Source organism: Sulfitobacter pacificus (assembly GCF_030159975.1).
GTDB lineage: Bacteria > Pseudomonadota > Alphaproteobacteria > Rhodobacterales > Rhodobacteraceae > Sulfitobacter > Sulfitobacter pacificus.
Window position 1 is genome coordinate 2,870,109 of record NZ_BSNL01000001.1, and the last position, 26,005, is coordinate 2,896,113.

Here is a 26,005-nt window from a genome sequence, read left to right on the forward strand (position 1 = left end):
GTGGCACCCACAACATCTTGAGGCTCGCCTCTTTTCTGCCCTGAAATAGATGCAAGAACGCACCACCCTCACCTTCAAATCGCCTTACCTTTTGCAGATCGTTAACCAGTGACTTGAGAACCAAGGCGAAAGAAGGCACAAATTGGGCAGAAATGAGGCAGGCCTCCATTTCCCTGGAGGCGACAAGTTGGGACAAGTACGCGGCATGTATCGCGTCTGGCCAGTTTGGAAGGGTAAAGTAGTGATTGGACGAATGACAGGCGCGGCGACGCGCGGCCTGATGGTGGCTGTATTGATCGCGACACCGGCACTTCTGTTGCCCGGCGTGGCGAGCGATTCAACGCAAATCACTGTTCTTGTGGCATTTCTTGCTGCCTTCCTGACCTTCGTCGAATATAACTCCAATTTTCCCAGTATCGTAGAGTTTCGCGATGCCCCGCCCTTTAATCGCCTGAGGTTTGCGGCCCTCGCGACCACGGTTCTTTTTCTCAGCCTGATCTTCAAAGGCCAGAGTGAGCCCTCCTCGCTGACATCGGGATTGACCTCCGCAGGTTTGATCCTCGGCAATGCCATCGACTTTCCCTATTCGCCCGTCCGCCTTGTGGTGCTGATGCTGCCAACCGAAGCAGATTCCACATTGGTAACTTCCGTCAGAACCGCCGCTGGTATCGCCTATCTGGTCTCGGTGATCTCGATGCTGGTCTTTCTGGTAATGGTTCGCGTGCTGGGTTGGCCTGCCCGTCAGGGCGCGTTCAATGTCTGGGTAAACCTGCCCTTGTTCGACCCTACCGCCGGCGGTGACGTTGTCGAACGCCTGCAACGCGATGCCCGCATCAATATCGTGCTGGGCTTTCTGCTGCCCTTTGTGATCCCCGCAGTAGTCAAAGCCATGGCCGATCTGATAGGCACTGTATCATTGCAGAACCCGCAAACAATCATCTGGACACTCAGCGCATGGGCCTTCCTTCCCGCAAGCATGATCATGCGCGGCATCGCAATGGGCCGCGTCGCCGAGATGATCGGGGAAAAGCGCCGTCGCACTTATGCCAACGCCGAAGCCGACGATGGTTTCCAAACGGCCTGATTGCGCTCTGCCTAAGCCTGTTCGCCACCCTATGTCCCGCCGAAACCCTGCGTGTCGCAACCTATAACACAGAGCTTTCACGCAAGGGTCCGGGTCTGTTGTTGCGTGATCTAAGCCTCAATAAAGAGCCGCAATTGCTGGCAGTACTGGCCACGATCGCTGAGGCAAAGGCAGATGTGGTCGTCCTGCAAAACATCGACTACGATCTGCAAAACCTCGCGCTTGCTGCCTTGGCCGACAGGCTGGACTACCCCTTTCACTTTGCCGCCCCACCAAATGCCGGGCTGATAACCCCGCTGGATCTGGATGGCAACGGCCAATTGGGTGAGGCCGCAGATGCACAGGGGTTTGGCCGGTTCTTCGGTCAGGGCAGCATGGCGATACTGTCCAGACATCCGATCCTTGCTGATGAGGTGAAGGATTTCTCAACGCTTTTATGGCGCGACCTGCCCATGGCCCTGCTGCCAGAAGCTGATGGCAAGCCCTTCCCAAGCGTCGAGGCTCAGGCGATCCAACGGCTGTCGTCTCATGGCCATTGGGCCGTCCCGATCCAACACCCTATCTTGGGGCGCATCACCATTCTGACTTATCACGCCACGCCACCTGTCTTTGACGGGCCAGAGGATCGCAACGGCAGACGCAACCACGATGAAACCGCGTTCTGGACGCATTATCTTGATGGTGCCTTTGGCCCGGTGCCAAGTGACCGCTTCATCCTGATGGGGGATGCCAATCTAGACCCAAATGCTGGTGATGGCATGGGCCGCGCAATGATCCGCCTGCTGACCGATGCACGCCTGCAAGACCCTTTACCAATGCAGCCGACCGTCGCCTTCGGCCCAACCGGGCCAATGCGTGTGGACTATGTTCTGCCCTCCGCAGACTGGCGAGTGACGGCGGCGCAGGTCACCCCGGCAAACCCCGATGCCAGCCGCCATTCCCTCGTCTGGGTTGACCTCACGCGCTAGGTGTTCTTGACCCTTTCGCCCCATCGCGCTACGCCCCGCTAAACATATTTTCTCAAGGAGCGTCCCATGGCCAACCCATCCCTTCTTATCCTTGCCGGTGACGGCATCGGCCCCGAAGTCATGGGTCAGGTGACCCGCATCATCGACTGGTTCGGTGCCAAGCGCGATTTGCCCTTTGACGTGGAACACGACCTTGTCGGCGGTGCGGCCTATGACAAACACGGCACGCCCCTGCATGACGACACAATGGCGCGCGCGTTGGAAGTAGACGCTGTTCTGCTTGGTGCCGTCGGTGGCCCGAAATACGACGACCTTGATTTCAGCGTAAAGCCAGAGCGCGGCCTGCTGCGCCTGCGCAAGGAAATGGACCTGTTTTCAAACCTGCGTCCGGCGCAGTGTTTTGACGCGCTGGCTGATTTCTCCTCGCTCAAGCCGGAACTGGTTGCCGGTCTGGACATCATGATCGTGCGCGAACTGACATCCGGCGTATACTTCGGCGAGCCTCGCGGCATCATCGAAGAAGGCAACGAACGCGTAGGCATCAACACCCAGCGTTATACCGAGTCCGAGATTGACCGCGTTGCACGTTCAGCGTTCGAACTGGCCCGCCGCCGCGGCAACAAAGTCTGCTCGATGGAAAAAGCCAACGTAATGGAGTCCGGCATCCTGTGGCGCGAAGTTGTGCAAAAGGTCCACGACGAAGATTACCCTGATGTCGAACTGTCCCACATGTACGCGGATAACGGCGCGATGCAGCTGGTGCGCGCACCCAAGCAGTTTGACGTGATCGTCACCGACAACCTGTTTGGCGACATCCTGTCTGACTGTGCTGCAATGTTGACCGGGTCGTTGGGCATGCTGCCTTCCGCCTCTCTTGGTGCCCCAAACGCAGATGGCCGCCCGAAAGCGATGTATGAACCTGTACACGGCTCTGCCCCGGACATCACTGGACAGGGCAAGGCGAACCCGATTGCCTGTATCCTCAGCTTTGCCATGGCACTGCGCTATTCCTTTGATCAGGGCGAAGAAGCCACGCGTCTGGAAAAGGCTGTCGAGAAAGTCCTTGCTGACGGTGCCCGCACCGCAGACCTGATGGGCCCCGAAGGTGGCACACCGATCAGCACAACAGAAATGGGTGATCTGATCCTTGGGGCCCTCGACGCCAGCCTGTAAAAGCCGTTTTCATACCAAACATTCAACAGCCCGCCGGTCATCCTGATCAGCGGGCTGTTTGCGTTAACAGGATGGCTTGACATACCCCCCCTGTTTTCCGCAGGATCGCGCTTCGCAAACGGAGGCAGCCCATGACCCATATCCTTGCCATCGACCAAGGCACGACATCATCCCGTGCATTGGTTTTTGACGCAGACATCAAGGTTGCCGCCACCGCGCAACAGGAATTCCCACAGCATTTTCCCCACAGTGGCTGGGTGGAGCATGACCCACAAAACCTTTGGGACACCACGGTGCAAACCTGCCGTGATGCAATTGCCAAGGCGGGCCTGAACGCCACTGATATCACCGCCATCGGCATCACCAACCAGCGTGAAACAACCGTAGTTTGGGACGCAAAAACCGGTGACCCCATCTATAACGCCATCGTCTGGCAGGACCGCCGCACCGCTGATTTCTGCCGGTCCTTGCGGGACGCAGGGCATGACACGATGATCACTGCCAAAACCGGACTGCTGGCTGATCCCTATTTCTCCGGCACCAAGCTCAAGTGGATTCTGGACAACGTCGAGGGTGCAAGGGAGCGCGCCAAAAACGGCGAGTTGCTGTTCGGCACGGTCGATAGTTTCCTGATCTGGAAACTGACCAACGGTGCCGCCCATGTGACAGATGCCACCAATGCCGCACGTACGCTTTTGTATGACATTCACAATGGCCTGTGGAGCCAGACCATTTGCGACCTTTTCGACATCCCAATGCAGATGTTGCCAGAGGTGAAAGACTGCGCCGCTGATTTCGGTGTCACCGCACCCGAACATATCGGGGCCGCCTTGCCGATCCTTGGTGTCGCGGGGGATCAACAGGCCGCGACCATCGGGCAGGCCTGTTTCAAACCCGGCATGTTGAAATCGACCTATGGCACCGGCTGCTTTGCCTTGCTCAACACCGGTGACACGCCGGTGAAATCCTCCAACCGTCTATTGACCACCATCGCCTATCAACTGGAGGGCAAGCCGACCTATGCGCTGGAGGGGTCGATCTTTGTTGCCGGTGCGGTGGTGCAATGGCTGCGCGACGGGTTGCAGATCATCGGCAATGCCGCCGAAACTCAGGACCTCGCCGCCAGCGCCGATCCGCAGCAGAACGTGATCATCGTGCCCGCCTTTACCGGCCTTGGCGCACCCTATTGGAATGCGGAATGTCGCGGAGCGGTCTATGGGCTGTCGCGCAACTCTGGCCCTGCTGAATTTGCCCGTGCCGCACTTGAAAGTGTCGGCTTCCAAACCCGCGATTTGCTGGAGGCCATGCGTGCCGACTGGCAAGGCCATAGTTCCGATGCCACCTTGCGCGTGGACGGGGGCATGTCAGCCAACAACCGCGCGATGCAATTCCTCGCCGATATCATCGACGCGCCGGTCGACCGCCCGCAGGTGTTGGAAACCACCGCAATGGGGGCCGCCTGGCTGGCGGGGCAACGTGCCGGGCTTTACCCCGACATGCAGGGCTTTGCCGACAATTGGGCTGTAGAACAGACCTTTACCCCTGACATGAGCGCGGATCTGCGCCATCAGCGTTACGACGCATGGCAGCGCGCGGTTCAGGCAACTATGTCAGTTTAGGGTCAGCCCCCTTCAGCACAGTGCCGCTTGATTTGGCTGGGCCAAAGCCTTGCTTTGCCGACCAACCATCTGGCGGGGCAGAAGGTGTTGCGCATGATGGCAACCGTGCAGCACATTACATGCGGCCACCCGCCCCGGTCATCATACCCCCTCTGAAGACAACCGCATCTCGGGCCTTCACACAATTTCGCGCCGTGGCACCATGCGCACCACTGTTTGACCGCAGCTCGGGGAAGATCGAAAACAACTCTTCGCGAGACTCTTCCGAAAGCACATCCAAGCCCGTGTCATTTGCATAAAAGCTTTCAGAGGCCTGACCATCCGCAAAGACAACCTCGTGCCGATCGAACATAATATGGATATAAGTAACCTCTACGCAGTTCCGCGGCCGGACAGTGGTGCCGTTGATCAGGAATTTCGCGGGGATCAGTACCTCGGATTCACCAAAGAACAGCTCGGCCTGATATCCGGCCACCAACACCCGGTGTTGTGGCGATACCAGAAGCGGACGTTTGGCCCCCGGCAACACGCCCTTTTCAAAGAAGATAGGCGCGAGTTTGCCACTGCCCGGCACCCTGCGCTGGCCAATCCATCTGATCGGCTGGAACCCGTTGTCTTCGGTCAGCACACGATCACCCAGTTCAAGCGTTTCGATAGGGCGATACCCCTCCTCCGTCAGGATATTGGCCCCTTCGGTAAAACAGACCACGCCGGTGTTTTCCGAGGTCAGACCGGTGCTGTCGGCAGAAACCCCCTGCAATGTCAGAGACCCGGTGCCGAATTGGGTGTTGTCGGAATAATCCGCTGCGTTTGACTGGTTCAGAATACCATCATCCGCCTGATCCGCATAAAGCTCCGCGAGGTTGTCGTAATATCCTGACAGGTCGACAAAATCATTGTTGCTGCTGTCACCATCATTCAGCGTTCCCGTTGCGCCGAAGTTCAGATCACCAATCGTGTCGTTGCCACCGCTATAAGTGAAAACGTCATTGCCTTCATTGCCGCTCAGGCTGTCATCACCATCGCCACCGTCGATGGTATCATTGCCAGAGCCCCCGATAATACTGTCGGACCCTGCGCCGCCAGTGATCACATCGTCGTCATTCCCCCCGTCAAGCAGGTCATCCCCCGCACCGCCGGAAATCGTGTCGTCGTCATCCTGACCATAGATCGTGTCATCACCACCATCACCAGTCAGCAGGTCGGCGTTATTGGCCGGGGCCTGATCTGACCCGTCATTTGGCAAGTCATAGGGCGTGAAATACGGATAGTCGGGATTGTCAGGTAACACATCACCATAGATGATATCCCCCTCCGCACCGCCGGAAATCGTGTCGTTCCCTTCGTTACCCTCAAGCGAATCCGCGCCAGCGCCACCCGAGATGGAATCATCATCAAAGCCGCCATCCACGGTGTCAGCGCCGGTCCCCGCGACAATGACATCATCATCGTCTCCGGTCCGTATCCGGTCATTGCCACCGCCGCCATCCACAGTGTCGCGGTCATTGTTGGGATCTGTGTCCGCCGCATAGTTCAACGCCGGGTTGGATGCATCGGTATAGCCTTCATCGGGTTGGCCCGTGCCAACACTTGTACGGGTATTGATATCATCATCGCCTTCTCCGCCGAAGACACTGTCATTCCCTTCAAACCCGATAATCGTGTCATTGCCGGCACCGCCGTCGATTGTGTCGTCGCCGACCCCGGCATTGACTGAATCATCGCCATCACCAGCCACAATGGAATCGTTATTCGATCCGTCAGAATGGTCGTTATTGTCGACACGATCCCCTTCCGGGTCACCCAGATAGGAACCATCGATTGTGTCATTGCCCGAGGTGCCTTCAACGATGAAATCCGGTGCTGCTGCCACCCCCGGAATGCCAATGCTTTCCAGCTCGGCCGCGCTGTTCACCTGCGAGGCAAGGACCCCGACAAGCGTGATGGACTCTCCGCCGGGAAAGGTCAGGATCGCATCCCCAGTGCCATCGCCATTGGTATCCGTAACAACCACATCATCCGTGGTCACCGGCGTGGTGCCACCGTCACTGGTCAAATCGGTGACATCCAACTGGTCGTTTGTGCTGCCGTCACCACTGTCCGTCAGATCAAAGGCTTGCACCCGATCCGCCCCGGAACCGTCCGCCAGAACAATGGTATCGCGCCCGCCGCCCAGTACAATATTCTCGATCTCCATAAAGTTGGCGGTATCGGTGCCATCACTAACCGTGCCAGTTTCCGCATTGGCATCGCGCAGATCAACAGTGGTTGCGGTGGTGACAAGGCTCAGATCCAGCGTGTCCCCTGCATCTTCGTCCAGATTACTGCCGTCGATGGTGTCTGCGCCAAAGTTATCCTCAAGGAAAAACGTGTCATCATCACCGGAGCCGAACAATTGGTCGTTGCCCGTGCCGCCATAGATCAGGTCATCGCCGCCCTGCCCGTCCAGACTGTCGTTGCCCGCGCCACCATAAATCGTGTCAGAGCTGATCGAATAGCCGCCCACAACGGTATCGTCACCGTCTCCCGCATAGACCAGGTCGCTGTCGTTATCGGCATCAATGAAATCATTGCCCGCACCACCCTCAATGGTGTCATTACCGTACCAGCCTTCCAGCCAATCATTGCCGTCACCACCACGGATCAGGTCGTCTTCGTAGCCGCCGTTCAGGAAGTCGTCGCCGATACCGCCATCCAGTGTATCATTGCCATCCTGCCCCCAAAGCGTGTCATTCCCCGTACCACCGGTCAGCTGATCCGCACCCGCGCCACCATCCAGACTGTCGGCACCTTCGCCGCCCAGCAATGTATCGGCACCGCTTTCGCCAAACAGGGAATCATTGCCCGCGCCTCCGCTGACATGATCATCCCCGGTTTCTGCATAGACAATGTCATCACCCGTGCCCGCATCCACGGTATCGTCGCCCACGCCAGCACTGACAGTATCGTCACCACCACCGGCCTCAATGCTGTCATTGTTGGAACCGTCGGAATGGTCATTGTTGTCCACCTGATCACCGTCAGGGTCCCCGCCATAGCCCGGGTTGATCAACTCGCCCGCCTCAGTGCCTTCAACGATGTAATCAGGCACCGCAGGTGGTGGAATGCCAATGGCAGCCAGCTGCGCCTCGCTTGAAATTTCAGAAACACGCACCCCGCTCAGGGTGATGCTTTCACCATTGGGGAAGGTCAGGATCGCATCCCCGCTGCCGTCACCATTGGTGTCACTCACCACCACCGTATCCGTGGTCACCGGCACCCCGAAGCCATCGGTCAGAGCAGTGACATCCACCCGATCATTTCCGGCATAGGCCCCACCGCCAAGGTCGGTCGGCACCTCAAAACCCTCAATCAGGTCATTGCCGAAAGAGTTGTTCAGAACCAGCGTGTCATTGTCGCCATCCGTGGCCGAGAAATCCTGTGTCTGGCCCATGGCAATGATGTCATTGCCGCCGCCACCGGTAATCGTATCGGCACCTTCACCCCCATCCAGAATTTGCTGGATGTTCGAGGCATTGGCATTGATCACATCAGCACCCTGCCCGCCCATGATATGTTCAATCTCGGAAAAGGTCACAACGCCCGAACCATCGGTCATCGTGCCGGCCTCATTGCCGGTAAACACCACGGTCAGATCATCCACAGACTGGTGCGCGTCAAGTTTGTCACCGCTGTTGGTGGCCGTAGTATCGTTCAGTTCGCCGCCGATAACCGTGTCATTGCCGGTGATGGTCGTATACTCAAAGTTGTCCCTGCCCTCGCCCCCCTGGACAAGGTCATCCCCCGCAGAGTCAATTATTTGGTCATCGCCATCGCCAGCATTAATGGTGTCATCCCCCGCACCGGCATTGATCGTATCATCCCCTGCACCGGCTTCGATACTGTCGTCATTATTGGCAACCGCATTGTCGTTATGATCCACCCTGTCGCCTTCGGGATCGTCAGTGTAGGTATCGTCAATCAGATCATCACCCGCAGTGCCCGTGACAATGTAGTCAGGTGCCACCGGCACGGTGAAAGAAAAATCACTAAGCCCCGCGCCGCCGGACTGCGTGCCATCAGGGCCAACGCCAAAGATGATATTCGCCGCTGATACCTTGTAGCCGGTGATGTTGATGCCGATGTTCTCTGGCGTTGTGTTATCCGCCTCAATGACAACAAAACCGTTGGGGTCTGTGTAAACGGTAGCATCGACCACACCCGTCAAACCTGCAATGATGTCTGCCGCCGGGATCAGAACGCCATGCTCATCGTATAGCGCAAGTGTGAATTCGTCGTCATAGGTCGTGCCCGAGGAACTGACGTGTTCCAATGTGAAGGCCAGATCCTCAACCGGATTCGAAAACGTGTAGTTTGCCGCAATCGGGCCCGAGACAAAGGCCGCGCCGAACTCCGAAACGCCGGTTCCGTTTGCCGTGGCGTCCCATGCGTTAGCTGTAAAGCTGGCGGTGACGGTTGTACTGTTGCCCGCTTCAGATATGACGGTTGATCCGTCTTCCGCATAGCCGGAACCGCTGTCGATCCACACCGCATTGTCAAGAATAGCCATAACACAAATCCTCTGCCGGCGCTTCAGAAGTCTGAAACACACGTCCTTTGCCCGCTGACAAACCTGAGTAAAGCCAGACGGAATCCATCAATAATGTCGCGTTAAAGCTGATCTTCTTGTCCCAAACGGGGCAAAACTAGGGTTGAAACAGGATTTTCAGATTACCACCCGCCCCTGCGCCAACTGGACGCGTATGGAAGGCAAGCCCGCTGCTTGCCGAACTCTGAGCACTGGGGCAGAGTGCCGGGCAGTGACCATCGCTGCTCTGTCACGCCCGGATCGCGACCGAACATGTAGTGGATCACGCTCTTACGACTTACCACCTGCGGAGATGTAAATGCACGTCCTGACGATCCTTGATCACCCCAACCCGACCTCGTTCAGCGCGGCAATAGCGCAGCGTTTCATCGCTGGCGCAGAGGCGGCAGGGCATAGCACCGAACTGGCCGATCTGAATGCCGAAGGGTTTGATCCCCGCTGGAGCATGGCAGATATCGAAGGCGACGACAGCGGCTTGGCACCACCGGATGTCCTGCGTGAACAGACGCGGATTGCGCGTGCGGATGCCGTTTGCTTTGTCTTTCCGCTGTTCTGGTGGGGCATGCCTGCCCTGACCAAAGGTTGGGTTGATCGTGTCTGGTCATGGGGCTGGGCCTATGACCAGTTGGATGATCCCGAGGTATCGCTGCAACGCCCGCGCACCGGCCTGTTTCTGGTTCCCGCCGGTGCCCGATCTGATGAAATGGAGGACAAAGGCTATCTCGCCGCAATTGAAACCGCGTGGATGGCGGGCACCTTTGGGTACTTCGGATTTGTCCGGCGGGACCTTAAAGTGCTGAACGGCTCCAAAGGTTCCGCTGCGCGGCGGGATCGTCTGTTGGATACCGCCTATCAATCGGGGGTCACTTTAGCCGGACCTGTCTGAAGACAAATCCGGCCAGATGTCAGCCCGCCATTTCGCCTGCCAGAAAGGCCTCTGGATCATCCACTTCGATCAACCGCTTGCGCTCGATCTGCCAAAACCGGTTGCCCACATTGCGCAGAAAGCTGCGGTCGTGGCTGACAAGTAAACAGGAGGCACCATGGCTGGTCAGCTCTTCCTCAAGCGCCTCCTGCCCTTCGATGTCCAAATGATTGGTTGGTTCGTCCAGCAAGTAGAAATTGGGATGTTGCAGCCGCAGCACCAGCATCGCCAGTCGTGACTTCTGCCCGCCAGACAAAGCCCCGATCCGCGTTTCCTGCATCTGGATGTTTACACCCGCCCCTGCCAGCAAACTGCGCGCACGTTGATCGCCAATGTCGAACTTCCCGGCGACCGCCATCATCGGTGTATCGGCATCGTCAAGCTGGCTAAGGTGCTGGTCGGAATAGCCCAGGACAACGCTGGGCGCGCATTTGATCACGGGTTCCTCCCCCATCAGGGCACGGTGGATCATCTTGATCAGTTGCGTCTTGCCCGTCCCATTGGTGCCCAGCAGGACAATGCGTTCGCCCTGAGAAATCCATTTGGTGCCGGTGTTGTACAAATCGCGCCCATCCGGCGTGGTGACGGGCACATCGGCCAGCGTCACCAGCGCCTTGGCATGGGTGCCGCTGTTGGACAGCTTAATGTCACCCGCGCCCTTTTCGTGATGCGCAGGGCGTGCTGCAGCTTCAATTTTGGCGGCGCGTTCGCTCAACTGCTTGGTCTTGGTGATCAGCAAATCAGAGCCCGAATTTATCCCAATGTTCTTGAGCTTGGCCGCCTGTTTGCGCAATTGGCTGGCCTTGTTCAGGTCATTGGCGAACCGGCGTTCATCGTCTGCATCGGCCTCGTCCAAGGCTTGTCGCGCTTTGGTGAAGGGCAAGGGAAAGGCGCGGCTGCGCTCGGCGCGCAGAAACAGCGTTCGGTTTGTGGTCGCGTCCAGAAACGCGCGGTCATGGCTGATGATCACCACCGGAATGTCGCGCGGCAAACTCCCAAGCCAGTTCTGCAACAGGGCAATCCGGTTCAGATCAAGGTGGTTGGTCGGCTCGTCAAGCAACAGGATATCCGGTTCCGTCACCCATGCCGCCGCTAGCAGCACCGTGCGTTGCCATCCGCCGCTGAGATCCTTCAACGGCTTTTGGTGCAAATCAACAGGCACGCTCAGATCGTCCAGCACCACATCCACCCGCCAGCTTTCGTAATCCGCCTGCTCTTGCGGCAGGCCCGACAGCACAAAATCATAGAGCGTTTGCGTCAGTGCCCCAGCAGGCACATTCTGTTCCACATGGCCGATCCGCAAGCCACGTGCGCGGGTGATCTCTCCGGTGGTCTGTTCGAAATTGCCAGCCATACAGCCCAGCAGAGTGGATTTACCCCGCCCGTTTGCGGCGACAAGGCCGACGCGGTCGCCTTTGGAAATGGTAAATGTTAGATCCGCAAAAAGTGGATCGCCCAAGGTAACCCCAAGGGATTGAATATTGATGATGTTCATTGTGGTCTCTGCACATTCGGGAAAGGCCGCACAGGGCGGCAGGGTGGGCAGACCGTATTGTGGTCAGCCCTGCAAACGGGTTTGCAGGGCGAAACGGGGACCATGCTGAAGTCGGCGGATGATACGCATGTTCAGCTGATGCCCTCCCGTTGTGCGTGTTTGTGACCGTTGAGGGGCAGATTATGCAGCCAGTGAGTGTTGGTCAAGGCCGCTGTGACCTACGTCGGGCGCACCACATAGACCGAGCATTTGGCATGGCGCACCACACGCGCGGCATTGGGACCCAGCAGATAATCGGACAATTCAGCCTTCTGCGCCCCCACCACAATCAGTGAGGCACCCGTCGTATTTGCAAGCTTCAAAACCTCTTCATAGGCCCGCCCTGTGGCAACCACATGCCGGACCTTTGCGTTTTGATCGGCATCCAGTGCTTTGGTGATCAGCGCATGCAGATGCGTTTTGGCCTCTTCCTCAAGTTTCTCATGGTGATCTTTTTCAAAGAAGGAGCCGACCTGACTCATCCCGAAATCCGGCACAACGGCGATCACGTCAAGCTGGGCACCATCCAGTGCCGCCAGCTGTGCCGCGCGGCGGATTACCGGGAGGTCGTCGTCACCATTGCTGACATCGACAGCGCATAAAACCGAGGTGCTCATGATGGTTCTCCTGTCCGTGACATACGTGCCCGCTGCAAAAACGCGATGATCAGCAAAAGGATCAATGCCGGAATAAACACCAGCTCTTTGGGCATCTGGTTTGAGGGTGCCTTGACCGATGCAATCTGCACAGGATCATCTCCATAAAAGTCAAAGCTGGAGAGACTGCCAGAGAATGGTGACCCAAAGGAAGGTTCATCCATTTTCACCGCACCGTCCTCTTCCAGCAACAACAGACCTGAGGCGGTCAGCCGTTCATCCGCTGTCCCGGCACCAACAGGCAGCACCAATGTGGTTTCCTTGGTTTCGCCAGTGTCAAAGTCAGGGCCCGACACGATCAGGCGTATCTCATCCCCTTCCGCGGCATCTCCCAATGCCGTAGAGAAGGCCGCTGGCGCAACCTGTTTGAACGGCGGCTGCAGGCGGTCCATCACAAAATCAGGCCGGAACAGCATGAAGGCAATCAGCACCAATGCCACGCTTTCGTAGATCCGGCTTTTGGTCAGGAACCAGCCCATTGTGCCCGCAGTGAACACAAGGATCGCAATAGAGGCGATGACAAAAACAAGGATACCCTGCGCCCATCCAACGTCGATCAACAAAAGATCTGTGTTGAAGATGAACACAAACGGCAATGCAACGGTGCGCAAGGAGTAGAAGAACGCCACAAAGCCGGTCTTGATCGCATCCCCGCCAGACACAGCGGCAGCTGCAAAGCTGGCAAGGCCAACCGGCGGCGTCACATCCGCCATGATACCGAAGTAGAAAACAAACAGATGCACCGCGATCAGCGGCACGATCAAACCCGATTGCGCGCCCAGTTCGACGACCACACCGGCCATCAGGGATGACACCACGATATAATTGGCCGTGGTCGGCAGGCCCATGCCAAGGATCAGGGACAACAGCCCCACCATCACCAGCATCAGGATCAGATTGCCGCCTGACAGGAATTCAACCAGGTCCGCCATCACCTGACCCACGCCGGTCAGTGTAACCGTGCCGACGATCACACCGGCAGTTGCCGTTGCTAGGCCGATACCAATCATGTTGCGCGCACCGTCGATCAACCCTTGGATCAAGTCGCCAAGCCCCTGAATAAAGGCATTTGCCATATCGCTTTCACCGCGAAAGATCGCCTTGAGCGGACGTTGGGTCAGCAGGATCACAAACAGCAGCATGGTGGCCCAGAAGGCGGAGAGGCCGGGTGATTTCTGTTCGATCATCAGGAAATAGACCAAGACGATGATCGGCAGCAGGAAGTAGAGACCGGATTTGTAGATTTCGCCAACAACCGGCAATTCAACCTCTTCCGCATTGGGATCATCCGGTTCCAGATCCGGCACGCTGGACGCCATGTAAAGCAGCGCGACATAAGCGGCGAAGATCAGCAGAGACATCACCAGCGCAGAAGCATCCGGCATCGCGGCAACAACCCAGCCGACCGGATATTGCACCCCGTAGCATAGGGCCGCAAAACCAACAAAGAACGCAGCCATGCCGCCGATGGTCTTGCCCATCGACACAACCCGGTTACCCAGAGTCGGCATGTTGTTCTTCACCGCTTCAAGGTGAACAATATAAACCAGCGCGATGTAGGAGATCGTCGCAGGCAGGAAGGCATGGGTGATCACCTCCACATAAGAAATGCCGACATATTCAACCATCAGGAAGGCCGCAGCCCCCATAACTGGTGGCATGATCTGACCGTTCACCGAAGAGGCAACCTCGACCGCACCCGCTTTTTCAGAGGAAAAACCGACCCGCTTCATCAAGGGAATAGTGAATGTACCGGTGGTCACAACGTTGGCGATGGAAGACCCGGAAATCAGGCCGGTTGCAGCAGAGCCGACAACCGCAGCCTTGGCTGGCCCCCCTTTGAGGTGCCCCAAGGCGCCAAAGGCCATTTTGATAAAGTAATTCCCCGCACCCGCCTTATCGAGCAGCGCACCAAACAATACGAAGAGGAATACAAATTTTGTCGAAACGCCCAGCGCAATGCCGAATACCCCTTCAGAGGTGATCCACATATGGCTCATCGCTTTCTTCAGCGAAGCACCTTTCCAGCGGATGACATCAGGCACCACTTCGGAAGACCCAAAGAACACATAGGCGAGAAAGATCGTGGCGATGATCGCCATGGCGGGACCCAACGCGCGGCGCGCGCCCTCGAACAGGATAAGAAGCCCGGCCAGCGCGAACCATTTATCCACGTCATCAGCCAGCCCCCCGGCATCAACGATCTTTTGATAGAAAAAGAACCCGTACATGGCGATGAAAGCACCCACCAAACCAAGGAGCCAGTCCGCAATCGGAATATAGGTGCGCGGGCTCGACTTGAACGCGGGATAGGCCATGAAGGCAAGGAAAACAGCAAAGGCCAGATGGATCTGGCGAGAGTTGTTGATCACGTCCCCGGGCAGAACATAGTTGGCGAGCGGCGAGGCAAGCACCACCTGAAACAACGACCAGACAACAGCAACGACCATGAGCAGCGTGCCAACCGCCCCGGCAGGATCACGCGCACCGGCATCGGAAGAGGCGACAAGATCCTGTAGCTCCTCCTCGGTCAGCGCACGGTTTTCGGATGTCTTGTTCGTCATGTTTCATGTCCCCCTGGAGTTGCAGTTCAAACTGCATTTTGTTTTTGGGTCGTGACGAAGGGGCAGATGCTGCCCCTTCGATTGGTATAGCCAAGCCTAGATTAGTCGATAAGGCCAGCTTCTTTGTAATATTTCATCGCACCGGGGTGCAGCGGTGCTGAAAGACCAGCCGTTGCCATCTCTTTTGGATCAAGATTAGCGAATGCCGGGTGCAGCTTTTTGAAGTCTTCCATGTTTTCCATCACGGATTTCACAACGGTATAAACCGCGTCTTCCGAAACATCAGCCGAGGTAACAAAGGTTGCGCCCACACCGAAGGTCGCGGTTTCATTGTCGTTGCCACGGTACATGCCGCCCGGGATTTTGGCCGAACGGTAGAACGGGTTGTCAGCGATCAGCTTTTCGACTTCGGCACCGTCAACTGTCACCAGAACAGAATCACAGGCTGTTGTCGCTTCCTGAATGGAACCGGAAGGGTGGCCAACGGTATAAACCATCGCGTCGATCTGGTTGTCACATAGGGCGGCGGACTGCTCTGCTGCTTTCAGCTCCGTTGCCAAGGCGAAATCGCCCGTGGTCCAACCTTTGGCTTCAAGCAGAACTTCCATTGTGCCGCGCTGACCAGAACCGGGGTTACCAATGTTCACGCGCTTGCCTTTGAGATCATCAAAGGTGGAAATGCCTGCATCCGCACGCGCAACAACCGTGAAGGGTTCAGGGTGTACAGAGAACACCGCGCGCAGGCCTTCGAAGGCGCCAGCCTCTTCAAATTTGGATGTCCCGTTAAACGCGTGATACTGCCAGTCGGACTGGGCCACACCAAATTCCAGCTCACCTTCGCGGATGGTGTTGATGTTGTAAACCGAGCCGCCTGTTGATTCGACAGAGCAACGGATGCCGTGGTCCTTGCGGCCTTTGTTGACCAGACGACAGATCGCACCGCCTGTTGGATAGTAAACGCCGGTCACACCGCCGGTGCCGATTGTAATGAACTCTTCGGCGAAAGCCGCAGGTGCCATCATTGCACCGACAGCCATGGCCGTGAGTGAAAGTTTGAACGATTTGGACATCAGATACTCCTTGTTTGATGTTTCGTTTTATGAACCGGCCCAGACTTCGCTGAGGCGGCGGTTTCTAAGTTCGACTTCGGCGATGCGGTCCATTGCCGGCGCACCGGCCCGGCCCGCAAGCATCCCGATCAGCACCTCACACAACACAACAGTTGCAGCGTAAGATGAAAAGAAATGCTGGCTTTCCGTCGAAACAATAAAATGTGCCGAGGCATGAACCAAGGCAGGACAAGTATGGGTGTCGGTGATGACAATGACAAAGGCACCGGCATCATGTGCTTCACGCGCCGCATTGATGGCGTTGCTCGCGAAGGGTGGTTTTGTCATGACAATCATAACGTCCTGATCCGACATCCCCACCAGACCACTTGCCAAAGATGCCCCCATCCGGCTGGCCATAGACCAGTTGTCGGCGATGAAGCTGGCCATATAGGCCAGATATTCCGCAATCCCGGTAGAGCCAAGCGCGCCAACAACAAGCACCTTGCGCGCGGAATGTAGCCGCTCAACACAGGCTTCCAGCATGGGGCGGTCTATCGCGGCTTCGAGGTTCTGCAAGTTCCCGGCACATTCCAACAGATGTTCGGTCAGAAACCCCTGATCCCCTCCGCCGTGCCGTTGCTGCAATGCCTCAACTCGATGTGAGAAAGTATTGCCACGATGTTCGATAGACAGGCGCAAAACATCGCGCAGATCTTCGTAGCTGTCATAGCCAAGTGCCGTCGACATGCGCGAGAAAGTTGCAGGGGATAGATTCGCGTCCTTGGACAGGGCACGAAGGCTTCGGGTTGCAACGTCGATCGGATTGGCCACGACAAAATCGGCAGCTTCCTTCAACTTGGCACTCAGCGAGGCATATTTGCCAGAAAGCTGCTGCTCGAACGACAATTGCAAGTCTAGATACCCCCCCGGAAATCTCTCGTCCGGCGAATGTTTCATTTGTTTCACACCTTGTCAACGCCAGAATCATCTGTTTCATTGCGCGCAATCAGGGCATCAAAGGATTGATCACATGTCCCACGTCTTTCCACGACACACCAAATCGGCATTGCCCACCATCGCGCGGGGCGAAGGAGTGTATCTCTACGACCGGGACGGCAGGCAATACTTCGATGGTTCCGGCGGTGCGGCAGTGTCCTGCCTTGGGCATGGGGATGCGGATGTGATCGCTGCGATCAAACACCAGCTTGACGAAATCGCCTACGCGCACACCAGCTTTTTCACTTCAGATCCTGCGGAACAACTGGCCGACAAGCTGATCAGCCACGCACCTGCGGGCATCAACCGCGTCTATTTCGTGTCTGGCGGATCGGAAGCAATGGAAGCCGCACTGAAATTAGCCCGACAGTATTTTGTGGAAACCGGCCAACCTCAGCGCCGTCATGTGATTGCCCGTAAGCAGAGCTATCATGGCAATACATTGGGGGCCTTGGCGACAGGCGGCAACGCATGGCGACGCGCCCCATTTGCGCCTTTGATGGTCGAGACCACACATATCTCGGCCTGTTTTGAATATCGTGGAAAGACCGCCGAAGAGACCACATTGGAATATGGTCTGCGGGTCGCCAACGAATTGGAGACTGAAATCCAGCGTTTGGGTGAAGATAAGGTTTTTGCCTTTGTCGCGGAACCTGTTGTCGGTGCAACCGCAGGCGCTGTGCCGGCCGTTCAGGGGTACTTCAAACGCATCCGCGAGATTTGTGATCAATATGGCGTGCTGCTGATCCTTGATGAAGTGATGTGCGGCATGGGCCGCACCGGCACCTTGTTTGCCAGCGAACAGGAAGGGATCACCCCCGACATCGTCGCCGTGGCCAAGGGGTTGGGCGCGGGATATCAGCCCATCGGCGCAATGCTGTGTTCGGCCAAAATCTATGAGGCGATTGAATTTGGCAGCGGATTTTTCCAGCATGGTCACACCTATGTCGGCCACCCCACCGCCTGTGCGGCATCTTTGGCGGTATTGACTAAACTAACCGACGGCGGGCTGGTCGAACGCTGCGCCGAGATGGGAGGAAAACTGCAGGATGCCTTGCAGCACGCCTTTGGCCAACATCCCAACATCGGTGACATTCGCGGCCGCGGTTTGTTTCGCGGCATCGAGATTGTCGAGGATCGCGAGACCAAACGCCCCTTTGACCCTGCACGCGCCATCCATAAAGCGTTGAAGAAAGAGACCTTTGCTGCCGGTCTGGCCTGTTACCCCATGGGCGGGACAGTCGACGGGCAGAACGGGGATCACATCCTGCTGGCACCGCCCTTCATCATGGAAGATCACCATATCGATGAGGTGGTAACCAAACTGGGCATAGCGATTGACAAAGTGCTATGAGGACGCTGCCGAAACTAATGGTTGCCCCGAACGGTGCCCGAAAGACCAAGGCGGATCACCCTGTCCTGCCGATGACATTGGACGAACTCGTGACAACCGCGATTGAGTGCCATGCGGCAGGGGCGGACGGGCTGCATTTACATCTGCGCGATGAAGACGGCGGTCACATTCTGGACGCCGGGATGTACCGCGACGCGCTAAATGCCCTACGTCAGGCGGTGCCCGAAATGCTACTACAAATCACCTCAGAAGCGGTGGGCATCTATGGACCAGCCGAGCAACGCAGGGTGGTGGAACAGGCAAAACCAGAGGCGGCCTCGGTTTCATTGGCGGAAATGCTGGCGGATGGCGAAAGACAGGAAGCGATCGCGTTTTATGACCGCTGCGCACAGGCAGATATCGCCGTGCAGCATATCCTTTATGGACCGCAGGATTTGGAAACCATGTCGGATCTATTGGACGATGGCAGCCTCAACCGCGAAGACCTCCAGCTGATTTTCGTCCTTGGCCGCTACACGCAAGGACAGCAAAGCAGCCCCGCCGACCTAAACCCATTTGTGACCTGGATGCAGCAGACCTGCCCAATATCACAATGGGCGGTTTGCGCCTTCGGCAAACAGGAAACCGCCTGTCTGGGGGCCGCGCTGGCGCAGGGCGGCAATGCACGGGTCGGGTTTGAAAACTCATTCTGGAATGCGGATGGCACAATCGCTGCCTCCAATGCCGAACGGGTGCGCGAAGTAATGGCCCTGCCGCGCGCAACCAGAAACTTCGCTGCCAGCTAGGCTCGGCCCCTCGCATCGCTAACGTGCACGTGCTATCTGGCTGAAAACATCCATTGCCAGCCCCAAAGAAAACGGAACCCTCTCAATGACCGCCAATAAACGTATTGTCCTGTCCAGCGATCACGCCGCCATTGAACTGCGCCAGACCATTGCCGCTCATATCACCGCGCTTGGCTGGGAAGCTGTGGACATTGGGCCGACAACACCGGAAAGCACCCACTACCCGAAACATGGTGCTGCTGCTGCGCAGCAGGTGGCCTCCGGCGATTGCGCCCTTGGCATTATCCTGTGTGGTACGGGCCAGGGTATCATGATGGCGGCCAACAAGGTTAAGGGCATTCGTTGCGGCGTATGCACCGACACGTTTTCCGCCCGAATGATCCGCCAGCACAATGATGCGAACATGCTGTCTATTGGTGTGCGTGTTGTTGGTGAGGGATTGGCGCTGGATATCGTAGACGCCTTTTTGAACGCTTCTTTCGAAGGGGACCGGCACGCCCTGCGCGTCGACATGATCAAAGACATGGAAACCTGACACCCCAATGCGCGGGCCAAGAGGGTGATCCGGCGGCGGAAGCAATCGAACGTCTGCGATTGCCCGCCCTGTCTGGAACAGCTTGCCCGCATTTGCAGTCTTTCACTTGAAAGCCGCAGACAAAGGAAGCCGACGCGTTAGGCTCGCGATCTATCTCTATTTGTTGCTACAGTGGTTCGCAAAACGGTTCTGCCGCGGTGCTGCTTGGTGTTTCCACCTGTGTAATTGCGGCAATTTGCTGTGCGACAGCGGCAAGACTTTTCTCAATAGTCTTCAACTCGGCATTCGTATCCGAATGGGCAGCTTTTTCAACTTCGGATAAAAAATGCCTTAGCCCGTTAAGGACATCATGTGTTTCAGCAAGCGCGTCGCGACCGGGTTTATTCATTTTTTCCCCACTAGTATTTACCAGCAATATGGTTGCCATTAGCAACTAACTTTTATTGTATCAAGCCGATTCTTGCAAGTTGCTAGCGCTAGCATTCCAGCTGAGATTGAATCTTTCTCTGTGTTTTGGCTAACCGCCGGGCTGAAAGAATATTGGAAAATGCAACCCAGGATCAATTCACAAATCAGAATACAACCTTAGAGCTATGTTTCCTTGGGGAATTAACATAGTATGATATGAGGAAGGTCTTGGATGATTATCTCGATCCTAAGAAATCTTGTGTTCCTCGCCTTCGCAGGCTTGGGTGCCTATGCCATTTTTTCAAATGGCACGCTTAGTCGCGATAGGTTTCATCGCCAGATCATCGTTGGCCTGTTGATGGGGGTTACGGTTTATCTGATCTCATCCAACCCCTTCGTCTTTGAAGGGGCGCAAATACCGCTGGATGCCAAGGCCGGGCTTCTTGTTTACGCAGGATATCTTGGCGGTGCCCTCGGCGGATTGATTGCGGCCGCCTGCGGTGCAGTAGCGCGTCTTGATATTGGCGGACCAAATGTCTGGCTTGGCACATTTCTTTATGGTCTGTTCGCGCTTTTCGGTGCCGGTGTCGCAAGGACCATTCCTTCTCCGGTCTGGCCCGTGGTGCCGCTAAAGGCAACATTCTTGCTGATCATTGGCACAGCAGTACTGCAATTCACACCGGCACCATTTGTTAGATGGAACGAAGACGAGGGTCAAAATTTCACCTTGGCCACCGCAGGAACGGCCTTGGTCGTCGTCAGCGCATTTTCCGCCATCGCCATGAGTTTCGTCATCCATTGGGCCTATACCACTGCCGCGCCGGCACGCCAAAATAGCGAAATCCGCCAGCGACTCAGGAATTGGACAACAGCGGCAAATAACACGGGCCCGATCAAGGCAGTGCTTGGCCTTCAGGAAAACCCGGCGTTTCCGATTGAGATAGATCTGGCAGAGGCACGTCTGAACACCGCAACCCGCATCGCGGGTATCGGGTTTTACACATTCAATGCGGATACCCGGGAATGCGTATTTTGTTCAGAAAGACACGCCGCGCATTTTGGTCTAACCCCAATGGAGTTTCAGACAAAGCACAGAGGTCCGGCACTTTATTTGGGTCATATTCACACTGATGATCGTCAGATTGTTTTGGACGCACACCAGCAGGCCAGTCGTGGACACCCCCAAACCTACGAATACCGCGCATTCCACCAGATGGGGGGCATCCGGTATATCCGCCAGATTGAAGAACCGGTTCACAATGAAAACGGTCAGATTGTCGAATATATCGGCACCAGTCTTGACATTACCCATCTGCGTCAAACCGAAATGCGTTTACGTCAAACGCAACGGATCGAAGCGATAGGCGCCCATACCAACGGTATCGCCCATGACTTTAACAACCTGCTTACCGTCATCCTTGGCAGTCTCGAAATATGGCTTGAAAAAGGTAAGGGCAGTCAGGGTGAAAAGTTGATTTCCTCGGCTCGCAAGGCTGCCCTGCGAGGGGCAGAGCTGACAAAGAATCTACTTCGCTTCGCCCAAGATGAACCGCCCCCACTCCTTCGCCTGAACCTCAATGAACTTATTGGAAGCACGCTAAGCTGGACCGCTGGTGTGCTACCGGCGACCATAACACTTGAAACATCGCTGTTTGCCAGGCTTTGGGACATCGAAACAGACCCGGTTTCCGCCGAAAACGCGATCCTTAACCTTATCCTCAATGCGCGTGACGCTATGCCGGACGGCGGCACCATCAGAATTGAAACCGCTAATTTAAAGGTGACGCCGGGCGAAACATCACGCCAGCCTACGGATATCGGGCCCGGTCACTATGTGGTGCTGACCGTGGGTGACACGGGTCACGGCATTGCCGCTGACAAAATCAAACAGATCTTCGAGCCCTTTTATACAGACAAACCGCGCGGCAACGGGTCTGGTCTGGGACTTTGCATGGTAAAAAGATGTGTTGATCAATCTGGGGGTGTGATCCTGCTGAACTCAGAAGTGGGCAAGGGCACGACCTTCAGGCTTTATTTCAATGCCAAAAGCACAAAGGCCGCCCCGGCGGAGAAAGAACCCGTGAAAGCAACAGGCGCGCAGGTGCCACAGACCAATCAAACAGAAGAGGCAGATAGTTGAGAACTCTTGAGCTTTATAGTGAACTTTCACCCTATGACCGCTATGCTTGGGCCCATGAAAAGCAGGAAGGAGGGGCAGATCGCATGACACATGACGTCGATGAAAAACAGCTGATCGCCTCTATCGTATTGTTGGAACGATTTGTCCGCGACATCTATCCGGCGCGGCATTCCTCCGAAATCCAACCGCTGCAATGGTCGATCCTGCGCTATCTTGACCGGATGCCGGATGACCGCTGTGAGCTGCGTTGGATCGCGCAGTTTCTGGGCCTGACCCGCGCACCTGTGACCCGTGCCACCGCCACGCTTGAAGGGCGCGGGTATGTGACACATAGGGCAAATGGCCATGATGGCAGGACCAAAACAATTGGCCTGACACCGCTTGGTATCAAGGCCCTGTCGAACGATCCGATTTTAACCGCGGTGAAACATATCCGTAAATTGCCAGAGGCGGAACAGTCACAGTTTATGAATACAATTCGGTCAATCGCCTTGATCTCGGAAAGTGCCAGCGATGACACCGCGTAGAAAGATCCTGCTGGTCGAAGATGATCCAGAGATCCGCGAGGTCATATCGATATTTCTGTCGTCCGAACCCTACGAGATTGTTGCGTCCGAAAATCTGTCTGCCGCCCTTCAAAGACTGTCCACAATGGGGCCTTTCGACCTTGCCATTCTCGACTTCTGGCTGGGTACGGAGCATTCGGTTTCCATTCTCGATACGATCCGCGCGAAAGGAGACAACACGCCAGTCATCGTAATATCTGGCGGGAACGACCATATGGACCTTGAAGCAACAGCCGCCATTGCCGACATCAGTGGTGCCGTGGTTTTCCTACAAAAACCGTTTCAGAAATCCACCCTGCTGGAGGCTGTTTCTTCAGTGCTGGAAATCTGACATCATAAGCGCCCAATCATCGGGGCATTAACGGTCAGTGAACCACCGACCTTCGAAAGAAAGCTCAGGCATCGTCAGGCAGGTAAATGGCTAACATCAATTTATATGGGTATCGATATAGCGTCTACACACGCATCGTCCGTCTGGTATTGCAGATCAAAGAGCAGGACTATGACAGCATTGAAGTAGATCCATTTTCTGCCCTTCCGCCGGGATATCTGGACCAGCATCCATTTGGCCGTGTGCCGGTGCTGACGCATGGCACTTTCAGCATCTTCGAAACTCAGGCGATCACCCGCTATTTGGACAGCACATTCCCGGCAAACCCCTTGATGCCTGAAACTGCCAAAGCCCGGGCAAGGGTAGATCAAACAATTACAATCATTGATAACTACGGCTATTTGCCGATGGTACGACAAGTCTTTTCCAACCGCGTTTTCGCACCCTTGGAGGGGGCACCGGTTGACGAGGCCGAAATCAGCATGGGTCTTGAGGCATCCCACAAAGTCCTGGAAAGCCTAGAGCGGTTTGCCAAGGAAGGGCTGATATTGAACGGGCAGGGCTGCACCCTTGCAGATTGTCATTTGGCCCCGATGATCGACTACTTTGTGCGCGCTGAGGAAGGCCACATGCTGCTGCGCACGTACCCGGCGTTGAACACATGGTGGGATGGCATTCAGGGGGCGGGAATATTAACCGCCACAGATCCCGATTTGTCGCTTCTTGGGCCAAAAATCTGATAGCTTGCCCGCACAGGCCAAGCCGCCAGATGTGAAACTATGCCCTGTTTCTTTATGAGCGACTGATCTGGCCCCTTGCGCCGCAATCACTGCCTGCTTTCAGTACACCTGCGCCTTGAGGTGAATTCGTATGTCACTGGAGCCGCGAATGGTGAAAGAGGAACGATCGCTGCCCTTCTTTCGACCGGCCACATAATAGACCAACAAAACGCTAAGCTTCTTACCCTTGCACCGTCCATTTTGCTGGGTGAATTTCCGGCGTTTCGTGCGGTAGGATCCCAATGACGGCTTGGAGTTGACAATCAGCTCTGGGTAACCGCGATCCTTGCAGGTTCTCTCATCATAGTTCAGCCATTGAAATTCCATCTGCTTGCCCGCAGCGACACGCCGGTCCAGATATCGCGTATTTTGTGCAGTGGCGCTTTGGGCGGCGGCGAAAAACATGCCAACAGCTACCCCGGCGATGGTCAGACGCCTCAAGTTTGATCTGCGCGGTTTCATCCGGCGCCCCCTTCGTCAAATGTTTATCGACACCTGCTTGTGGTTGCGGTTAGGCTTGCCCCATCCCGATAGAAAGTCAAATGACATTTAGGTTGGCGCGATGCACAAGCTTAGCGGAATTGCACAATGGTACGCCGCCCTACTCTTTGCCGCGGTGCTGCTGTCTATGACAACCGCTGCACAAGCAGAGCGCGTGGCGCTGGTGGTCGGCAACGCGCAATATGAAAATACTCAACCCCTGGCAAACCCCCGCAACGATGCAGAAGCAGTTGCCGCCGCATTGCGCAACTTGGGCTTTGATGTTTTTGATGGCTACGACCTGACCCGCAGTGCATTCGAAGAACTGATCCGTGATTTTGCACGGGGTTCCCAAGATGCTGATGCAGCTGTGCTTTATTATGCCGGGCACGGGTTGGAGGTGGGAAACATCAACTATCTGGTGCCGGTCGATGCAAACATCCGCGATGAAACCGATCTGAAATTCGAAACGGTCACCCTTGATGATATCATCGGCTTTATGGAGCGTGAAAACCGCACCAATCTGATTTTCCTAGATGCCTGCCGTGACAATCCAATGGCGCGAAACCTGTCGCTGAACATGGGAACACGCTCTGTTGCTGTGGGTCGCGGATTGGCCCCGGTAGAGACAGGTGTTGGCACGCTGATAGCCTATGCTACTCAACCCGGAAATGTGGCGCTGGATGGTGTGGGGCGTCATTCCCCATTTACCGATGCCTTGCTGGATCATATTGCAACGCCGGATCTTGATGTGGAAATCATGATGCGCAGCGTCCGCCGTGATGTGATGCAAAAAACCGGCGGACAGCAAATCCCGTGGAGCAGCTCATCCCTCACCGGCAGTTTCATCTTTCAGAACAAACCCGCGCAATCCGCCCTTCCCGCGTCGGTTCCACCGGTTTCAACCTCAAAGCCAGCCACGCCTGCCCCTCAAGCCACACCAGACCCCGCCCCCAAAATCGAACTGTCCTCTGTCACCCCGGACGGCACGGAAAAGCCTGAGGCCGCTGCCACCCCGCCCCAGGTTGAACAACCCGACAAACGCGAATTGGCACGGGGGCTGCAAACAGAACTGAACCGCCTTGGGTGCAATGCAGGCGCGCCGGATGGGATCTGGGGCCGAAAAAGCCGCGCTGCTCTGGCGCTTTTGGCCAAACATGCGCCCGCTGCCAAAATTGCAGGTCTGGAGCCGACCGAAGCATTGTTGCATCACGCCGAACAGCTTGAGGGCAGGATTTGCCCGCTGACCTGCGCAGTCACCGAGAATTTGATCAATGGTGCATGCCAGCGCAAAACCTGTGCAAAGGGTCAGCGGCTTTCCTCAAGGGGGCAGTGTTATACCCCGCAAGCGACAACCGCCCGCAGGCGGTCTGCCCCCAAGTCCAGCTCCAGTTGTTTCACCTATAATGGTCAAACCTATTGCGACTAAGACGCCGGCAGGTTTGCGAAAATACCTTAGACTGAAACA

At 56.3% G+C, this 26,005-nt stretch carries 21 protein-coding genes; 13 read left to right on the forward strand and 8 right to left on the reverse strand.

The window, feature by feature from the left end:
• Nucleotides 1–241 precede the first annotated feature (241 nt).
• The 4 genes from QQL78_RS14450 (at nucleotide 242) to glpK (ending at nucleotide 4,844) form a co-directional block, all read left to right on the forward strand.
• Entirely contained in the window at nucleotides 242–1,084 is an 843-nt protein-coding gene (locus QQL78_RS14450; protein WP_284375604.1) for a hypothetical protein, read from the forward strand.
• Complete coding sequence (locus tag QQL78_RS14455) at nucleotides 1,084–2,052, forward strand: endonuclease/exonuclease/phosphatase family protein (RefSeq protein WP_386258931.1); 969 nt, start codon at nucleotides 1,084–1,086, stop codon at nucleotides 2,050–2,052. The genes QQL78_RS14450 and QQL78_RS14455 overlap by 1 nt, the downstream gene beginning before the upstream one ends.
• 66 nt (nucleotides 2,053–2,118) lie before the next feature.
• On the forward strand, nucleotides 2,119–3,225 hold the full coding sequence (leuB, locus tag QQL78_RS14460) for a 3-isopropylmalate dehydrogenase (protein ID WP_203241932.1): 1,107 nt from the start codon (nucleotides 2,119–2,121) through the stop codon (nucleotides 3,223–3,225).
• Between the two features lie 131 nt (nucleotides 3,226–3,356).
• Nucleotides 3,357–4,844: a glycerol kinase GlpK gene (gene glpK, locus QQL78_RS14465; protein ID WP_284374519.1), complete on the forward strand. Its 1,488-nt coding sequence runs from the start codon at nucleotides 3,357–3,359 to the stop codon at nucleotides 4,842–4,844.
• A 115-nt stretch (nucleotides 4,845–4,959) separates the two neighbouring features.
• Here the strand turns inward: glpK and QQL78_RS14470 are convergent, their stop codons facing one another.
• Nucleotides 4,960–9,393, reverse strand: a complete 4,434-nt coding sequence (locus tag QQL78_RS14470) for a Hint domain-containing protein (RefSeq protein ID WP_284374520.1) — start codon at nucleotides 9,391–9,393, stop codon at nucleotides 4,960–4,962.
• A gap of 337 nt (nucleotides 9,394–9,730) precedes the next feature.
• On the opposite strand from QQL78_RS14470, the gene QQL78_RS14475 reads away from it, so the two are divergent.
• Complete coding sequence (locus QQL78_RS14475; RefSeq protein ID WP_284374521.1) at nucleotides 9,731–10,318, forward strand: NAD(P)H-dependent oxidoreductase; 588 nt, start codon at nucleotides 9,731–9,733, stop codon at nucleotides 10,316–10,318.
• Between the two features lie 19 nt (nucleotides 10,319–10,337).
• Here the strand turns inward: QQL78_RS14475 and QQL78_RS14480 are convergent, their stop codons facing one another.
• The 5 genes from QQL78_RS14480 to QQL78_RS14500 form a co-directional block, all read right to left on the reverse strand.
• Entirely contained in the window at nucleotides 10,338–11,852 is a 1,515-nt protein-coding gene (locus QQL78_RS14480) for an ABC-F family ATP-binding cassette domain-containing protein (RefSeq protein ID WP_284374522.1), read from the reverse strand.
• Nucleotides 11,853–12,070: 218 nt separating this feature from the next.
• On the reverse strand, nucleotides 12,071–12,508 hold the full coding sequence (locus QQL78_RS14485) for a universal stress protein (RefSeq protein ID WP_284374523.1): 438 nt from the start codon (nucleotides 12,506–12,508) through the stop codon (nucleotides 12,071–12,073).
• Entirely contained in the window at nucleotides 12,505–15,111 is a 2,607-nt protein-coding gene (locus tag QQL78_RS14490) for a TRAP transporter permease (protein ID WP_284374524.1), read from the reverse strand. The genes QQL78_RS14485 and QQL78_RS14490 overlap by 4 nt, the downstream gene beginning before the upstream one ends.
• Nucleotides 15,112–15,212: 101 nt before the next feature.
• Nucleotides 15,213–16,181 carry a TAXI family TRAP transporter solute-binding subunit gene (locus tag QQL78_RS14495; RefSeq protein WP_284374525.1) on the reverse strand — a complete coding sequence of 323 codons (969 nt, stop codon included), beginning with the start codon at nucleotides 16,179–16,181 and terminating at the stop codon, nucleotides 15,213–15,215.
• A gap of 27 nt (nucleotides 16,182–16,208) precedes the next feature.
• A complete protein-coding gene (locus QQL78_RS14500) occupies nucleotides 16,209–17,120 on the reverse strand; it encodes a MurR/RpiR family transcriptional regulator (RefSeq protein ID WP_284374526.1) in 912 nt (303 codons plus the stop codon).
• A gap of 73 nt (nucleotides 17,121–17,193) precedes the next feature.
• Between QQL78_RS14500 and QQL78_RS14505 the strand changes: the two genes are divergently transcribed.
• The 3 genes from QQL78_RS14505 to rpiB all read left to right on the forward strand — a co-directional run bounded on the left by QQL78_RS14505 (nucleotide 17,194) and on the right by rpiB (nucleotide 19,833).
• Nucleotides 17,194–18,513, forward strand: a complete 1,320-nt coding sequence (locus QQL78_RS14505; RefSeq protein ID WP_284374527.1) for an aspartate aminotransferase family protein — start codon at nucleotides 17,194–17,196, stop codon at nucleotides 18,511–18,513.
• Nucleotides 18,510–19,298: a beta-keto acid cleavage family enzyme gene (locus tag QQL78_RS14510; protein WP_284374528.1), complete on the forward strand. Its 789-nt coding sequence runs from the start codon at nucleotides 18,510–18,512 to the stop codon at nucleotides 19,296–19,298. Before QQL78_RS14505 ends, QQL78_RS14510 begins: the two co-directional genes overlap by 4 nt.
• 85 nt (nucleotides 19,299–19,383) lie before the next feature.
• Complete coding sequence (gene rpiB, locus QQL78_RS14515) at nucleotides 19,384–19,833, forward strand: ribose 5-phosphate isomerase B (protein ID WP_284374529.1); 450 nt, start codon at nucleotides 19,384–19,386, stop codon at nucleotides 19,831–19,833.
• 166 nt (nucleotides 19,834–19,999) lie between these two features.
• Here the strand turns inward: rpiB and QQL78_RS14520 are convergent, their stop codons facing one another.
• Nucleotides 20,000–20,260 (reverse strand): hypothetical protein, encoded by a 261-nt coding sequence (locus QQL78_RS14520; RefSeq protein WP_284374530.1) that lies wholly within the window; start codon nucleotides 20,258–20,260, stop codon nucleotides 20,000–20,002.
• Nucleotides 20,261–20,722: 462 nt separating this feature from the next.
• On the opposite strand from QQL78_RS14520, the gene QQL78_RS14525 reads away from it, so the two are divergent.
• The 4 genes from QQL78_RS14525 to QQL78_RS14540 all read left to right on the forward strand — a co-directional run bounded on the left by QQL78_RS14525 (nucleotide 20,723) and on the right by QQL78_RS14540 (nucleotide 24,018).
• Nucleotides 20,723–22,381 carry a PAS domain-containing hybrid sensor histidine kinase/response regulator gene (locus QQL78_RS14525; protein ID WP_284374531.1) on the forward strand — a complete coding sequence of 553 codons (1,659 nt, stop codon included), beginning with the start codon at nucleotides 20,723–20,725 and terminating at the stop codon, nucleotides 22,379–22,381.
• A gap of 83 nt (nucleotides 22,382–22,464) precedes the next feature.
• On the forward strand, nucleotides 22,465–22,908 hold the full coding sequence (locus tag QQL78_RS14530) for a MarR family winged helix-turn-helix transcriptional regulator (RefSeq protein WP_284374532.1): 444 nt from the start codon (nucleotides 22,465–22,467) through the stop codon (nucleotides 22,906–22,908).
• Nucleotides 22,895–23,278 (forward strand): response regulator, encoded by a 384-nt coding sequence (locus QQL78_RS14535; protein WP_284374533.1) that lies wholly within the window; start codon nucleotides 22,895–22,897, stop codon nucleotides 23,276–23,278. Before QQL78_RS14530 ends, QQL78_RS14535 begins: the two co-directional genes overlap by 14 nt.
• Nucleotides 23,279–23,364: 86 nt before the next feature.
• Nucleotides 23,365–24,018 carry a glutathione S-transferase family protein gene (locus QQL78_RS14540; RefSeq protein ID WP_284374534.1) on the forward strand — a complete coding sequence of 218 codons (654 nt, stop codon included), beginning with the start codon at nucleotides 23,365–23,367 and terminating at the stop codon, nucleotides 24,016–24,018.
• A gap of 99 nt (nucleotides 24,019–24,117) precedes the next feature.
• Here QQL78_RS14540 and QQL78_RS14545 read toward each other — a convergent pair whose 3' ends face one another.
• Nucleotides 24,118–24,519: a hypothetical protein gene (locus QQL78_RS14545; protein WP_284374535.1), complete on the reverse strand. Its 402-nt coding sequence runs from the start codon at nucleotides 24,517–24,519 to the stop codon at nucleotides 24,118–24,120.
• 100 nt (nucleotides 24,520–24,619) lie between these two features.
• Here QQL78_RS14545 and QQL78_RS14550 point away from each other — a divergent pair, with 100 nt between their 5' ends.
• On the forward strand, nucleotides 24,620–25,966 hold the full coding sequence (locus QQL78_RS14550; RefSeq protein WP_284374536.1) for a caspase family protein: 1,347 nt from the start codon (nucleotides 24,620–24,622) through the stop codon (nucleotides 25,964–25,966).
• The last annotated feature ends 39 nt before the right edge of the window (nucleotides 25,967–26,005 follow it).

Bases quoted from the DNA above. Each gene is read 5' to 3' on its own strand.
- QQL78_RS14485 (WP_284374523.1), bottom strand. From the start codon at position 12,508: ATGAGCACCTCGGTTTTATGCGCTGTCGATGTCAGCAATGGTGACGAC.
- leuB (WP_203241932.1), top strand. From the start codon at position 2,119: ATGGCCAACCCATCCCTTCTTATCCTTGCCGGTGACGGCATCGGCCCC.
- QQL78_RS14495 (WP_284374525.1), bottom strand. From the start codon at position 16,181: ATGTCCAAATCGTTCAAACTTTCACTCACGGCCATGGCTGTCGGTGCA.
- QQL78_RS14535 (WP_284374533.1), top strand. From the start codon at position 22,895: ATGACACCGCGTAGAAAGATCCTGCTGGTCGAAGATGATCCAGAGATC.
- QQL78_RS14490 (WP_284374524.1), bottom strand. From the start codon at position 15,111: ATGACGAACAAGACATCCGAAAACCGTGCGCTGACCGAGGAGGAGCTA.
- QQL78_RS14505 (WP_284374527.1), top strand. From the start codon at position 17,194: ATGTCCCACGTCTTTCCACGACACACCAAATCGGCATTGCCCACCATC.
- QQL78_RS14540 (WP_284374534.1), top strand. From the start codon at position 23,365: ATGGCTAACATCAATTTATATGGGTATCGATATAGCGTCTACACACGC.
- QQL78_RS14550 (WP_284374536.1), top strand. From the start codon at position 24,620: ATGCACAAGCTTAGCGGAATTGCACAATGGTACGCCGCCCTACTCTTT.
- QQL78_RS14520 (WP_284374530.1), bottom strand. From the start codon at position 20,260: ATGGCAACCATATTGCTGGTAAATACTAGTGGGGAAAAAATGAATAAA.
- QQL78_RS14480 (WP_284374522.1), bottom strand. From the start codon at position 11,852: ATGAACATCATCAATATTCAATCCCTTGGGGTTACCTTGGGCGATCCA.
- glpK (WP_284374519.1), top strand. From the start codon at position 3,357: ATGACCCATATCCTTGCCATCGACCAAGGCACGACATCATCCCGTGCA.
- QQL78_RS14500 (WP_284374526.1), bottom strand. From the start codon at position 17,120: ATGAAACATTCGCCGGACGAGAGATTTCCGGGGGGGTATCTAGACTTG.
- QQL78_RS14470 (WP_284374520.1), bottom strand. From the start codon at position 9,393: ATGGCTATTCTTGACAATGCGGTGTGGATCGACAGCGGTTCCGGCTAT.
- QQL78_RS14475 (WP_284374521.1), top strand. From the start codon at position 9,731: ATGCACGTCCTGACGATCCTTGATCACCCCAACCCGACCTCGTTCAGC.
- QQL78_RS14530 (WP_284374532.1), top strand. From the start codon at position 22,465: ATGACACATGACGTCGATGAAAAACAGCTGATCGCCTCTATCGTATTG.
- QQL78_RS14545 (WP_284374535.1), bottom strand. From the start codon at position 24,519: ATGAAACCGCGCAGATCAAACTTGAGGCGTCTGACCATCGCCGGGGTA.
- QQL78_RS14510 (WP_284374528.1), top strand. From the start codon at position 18,510: ATGAGGACGCTGCCGAAACTAATGGTTGCCCCGAACGGTGCCCGAAAG.
- rpiB (WP_284374529.1), top strand. From the start codon at position 19,384: ATGACCGCCAATAAACGTATTGTCCTGTCCAGCGATCACGCCGCCATT.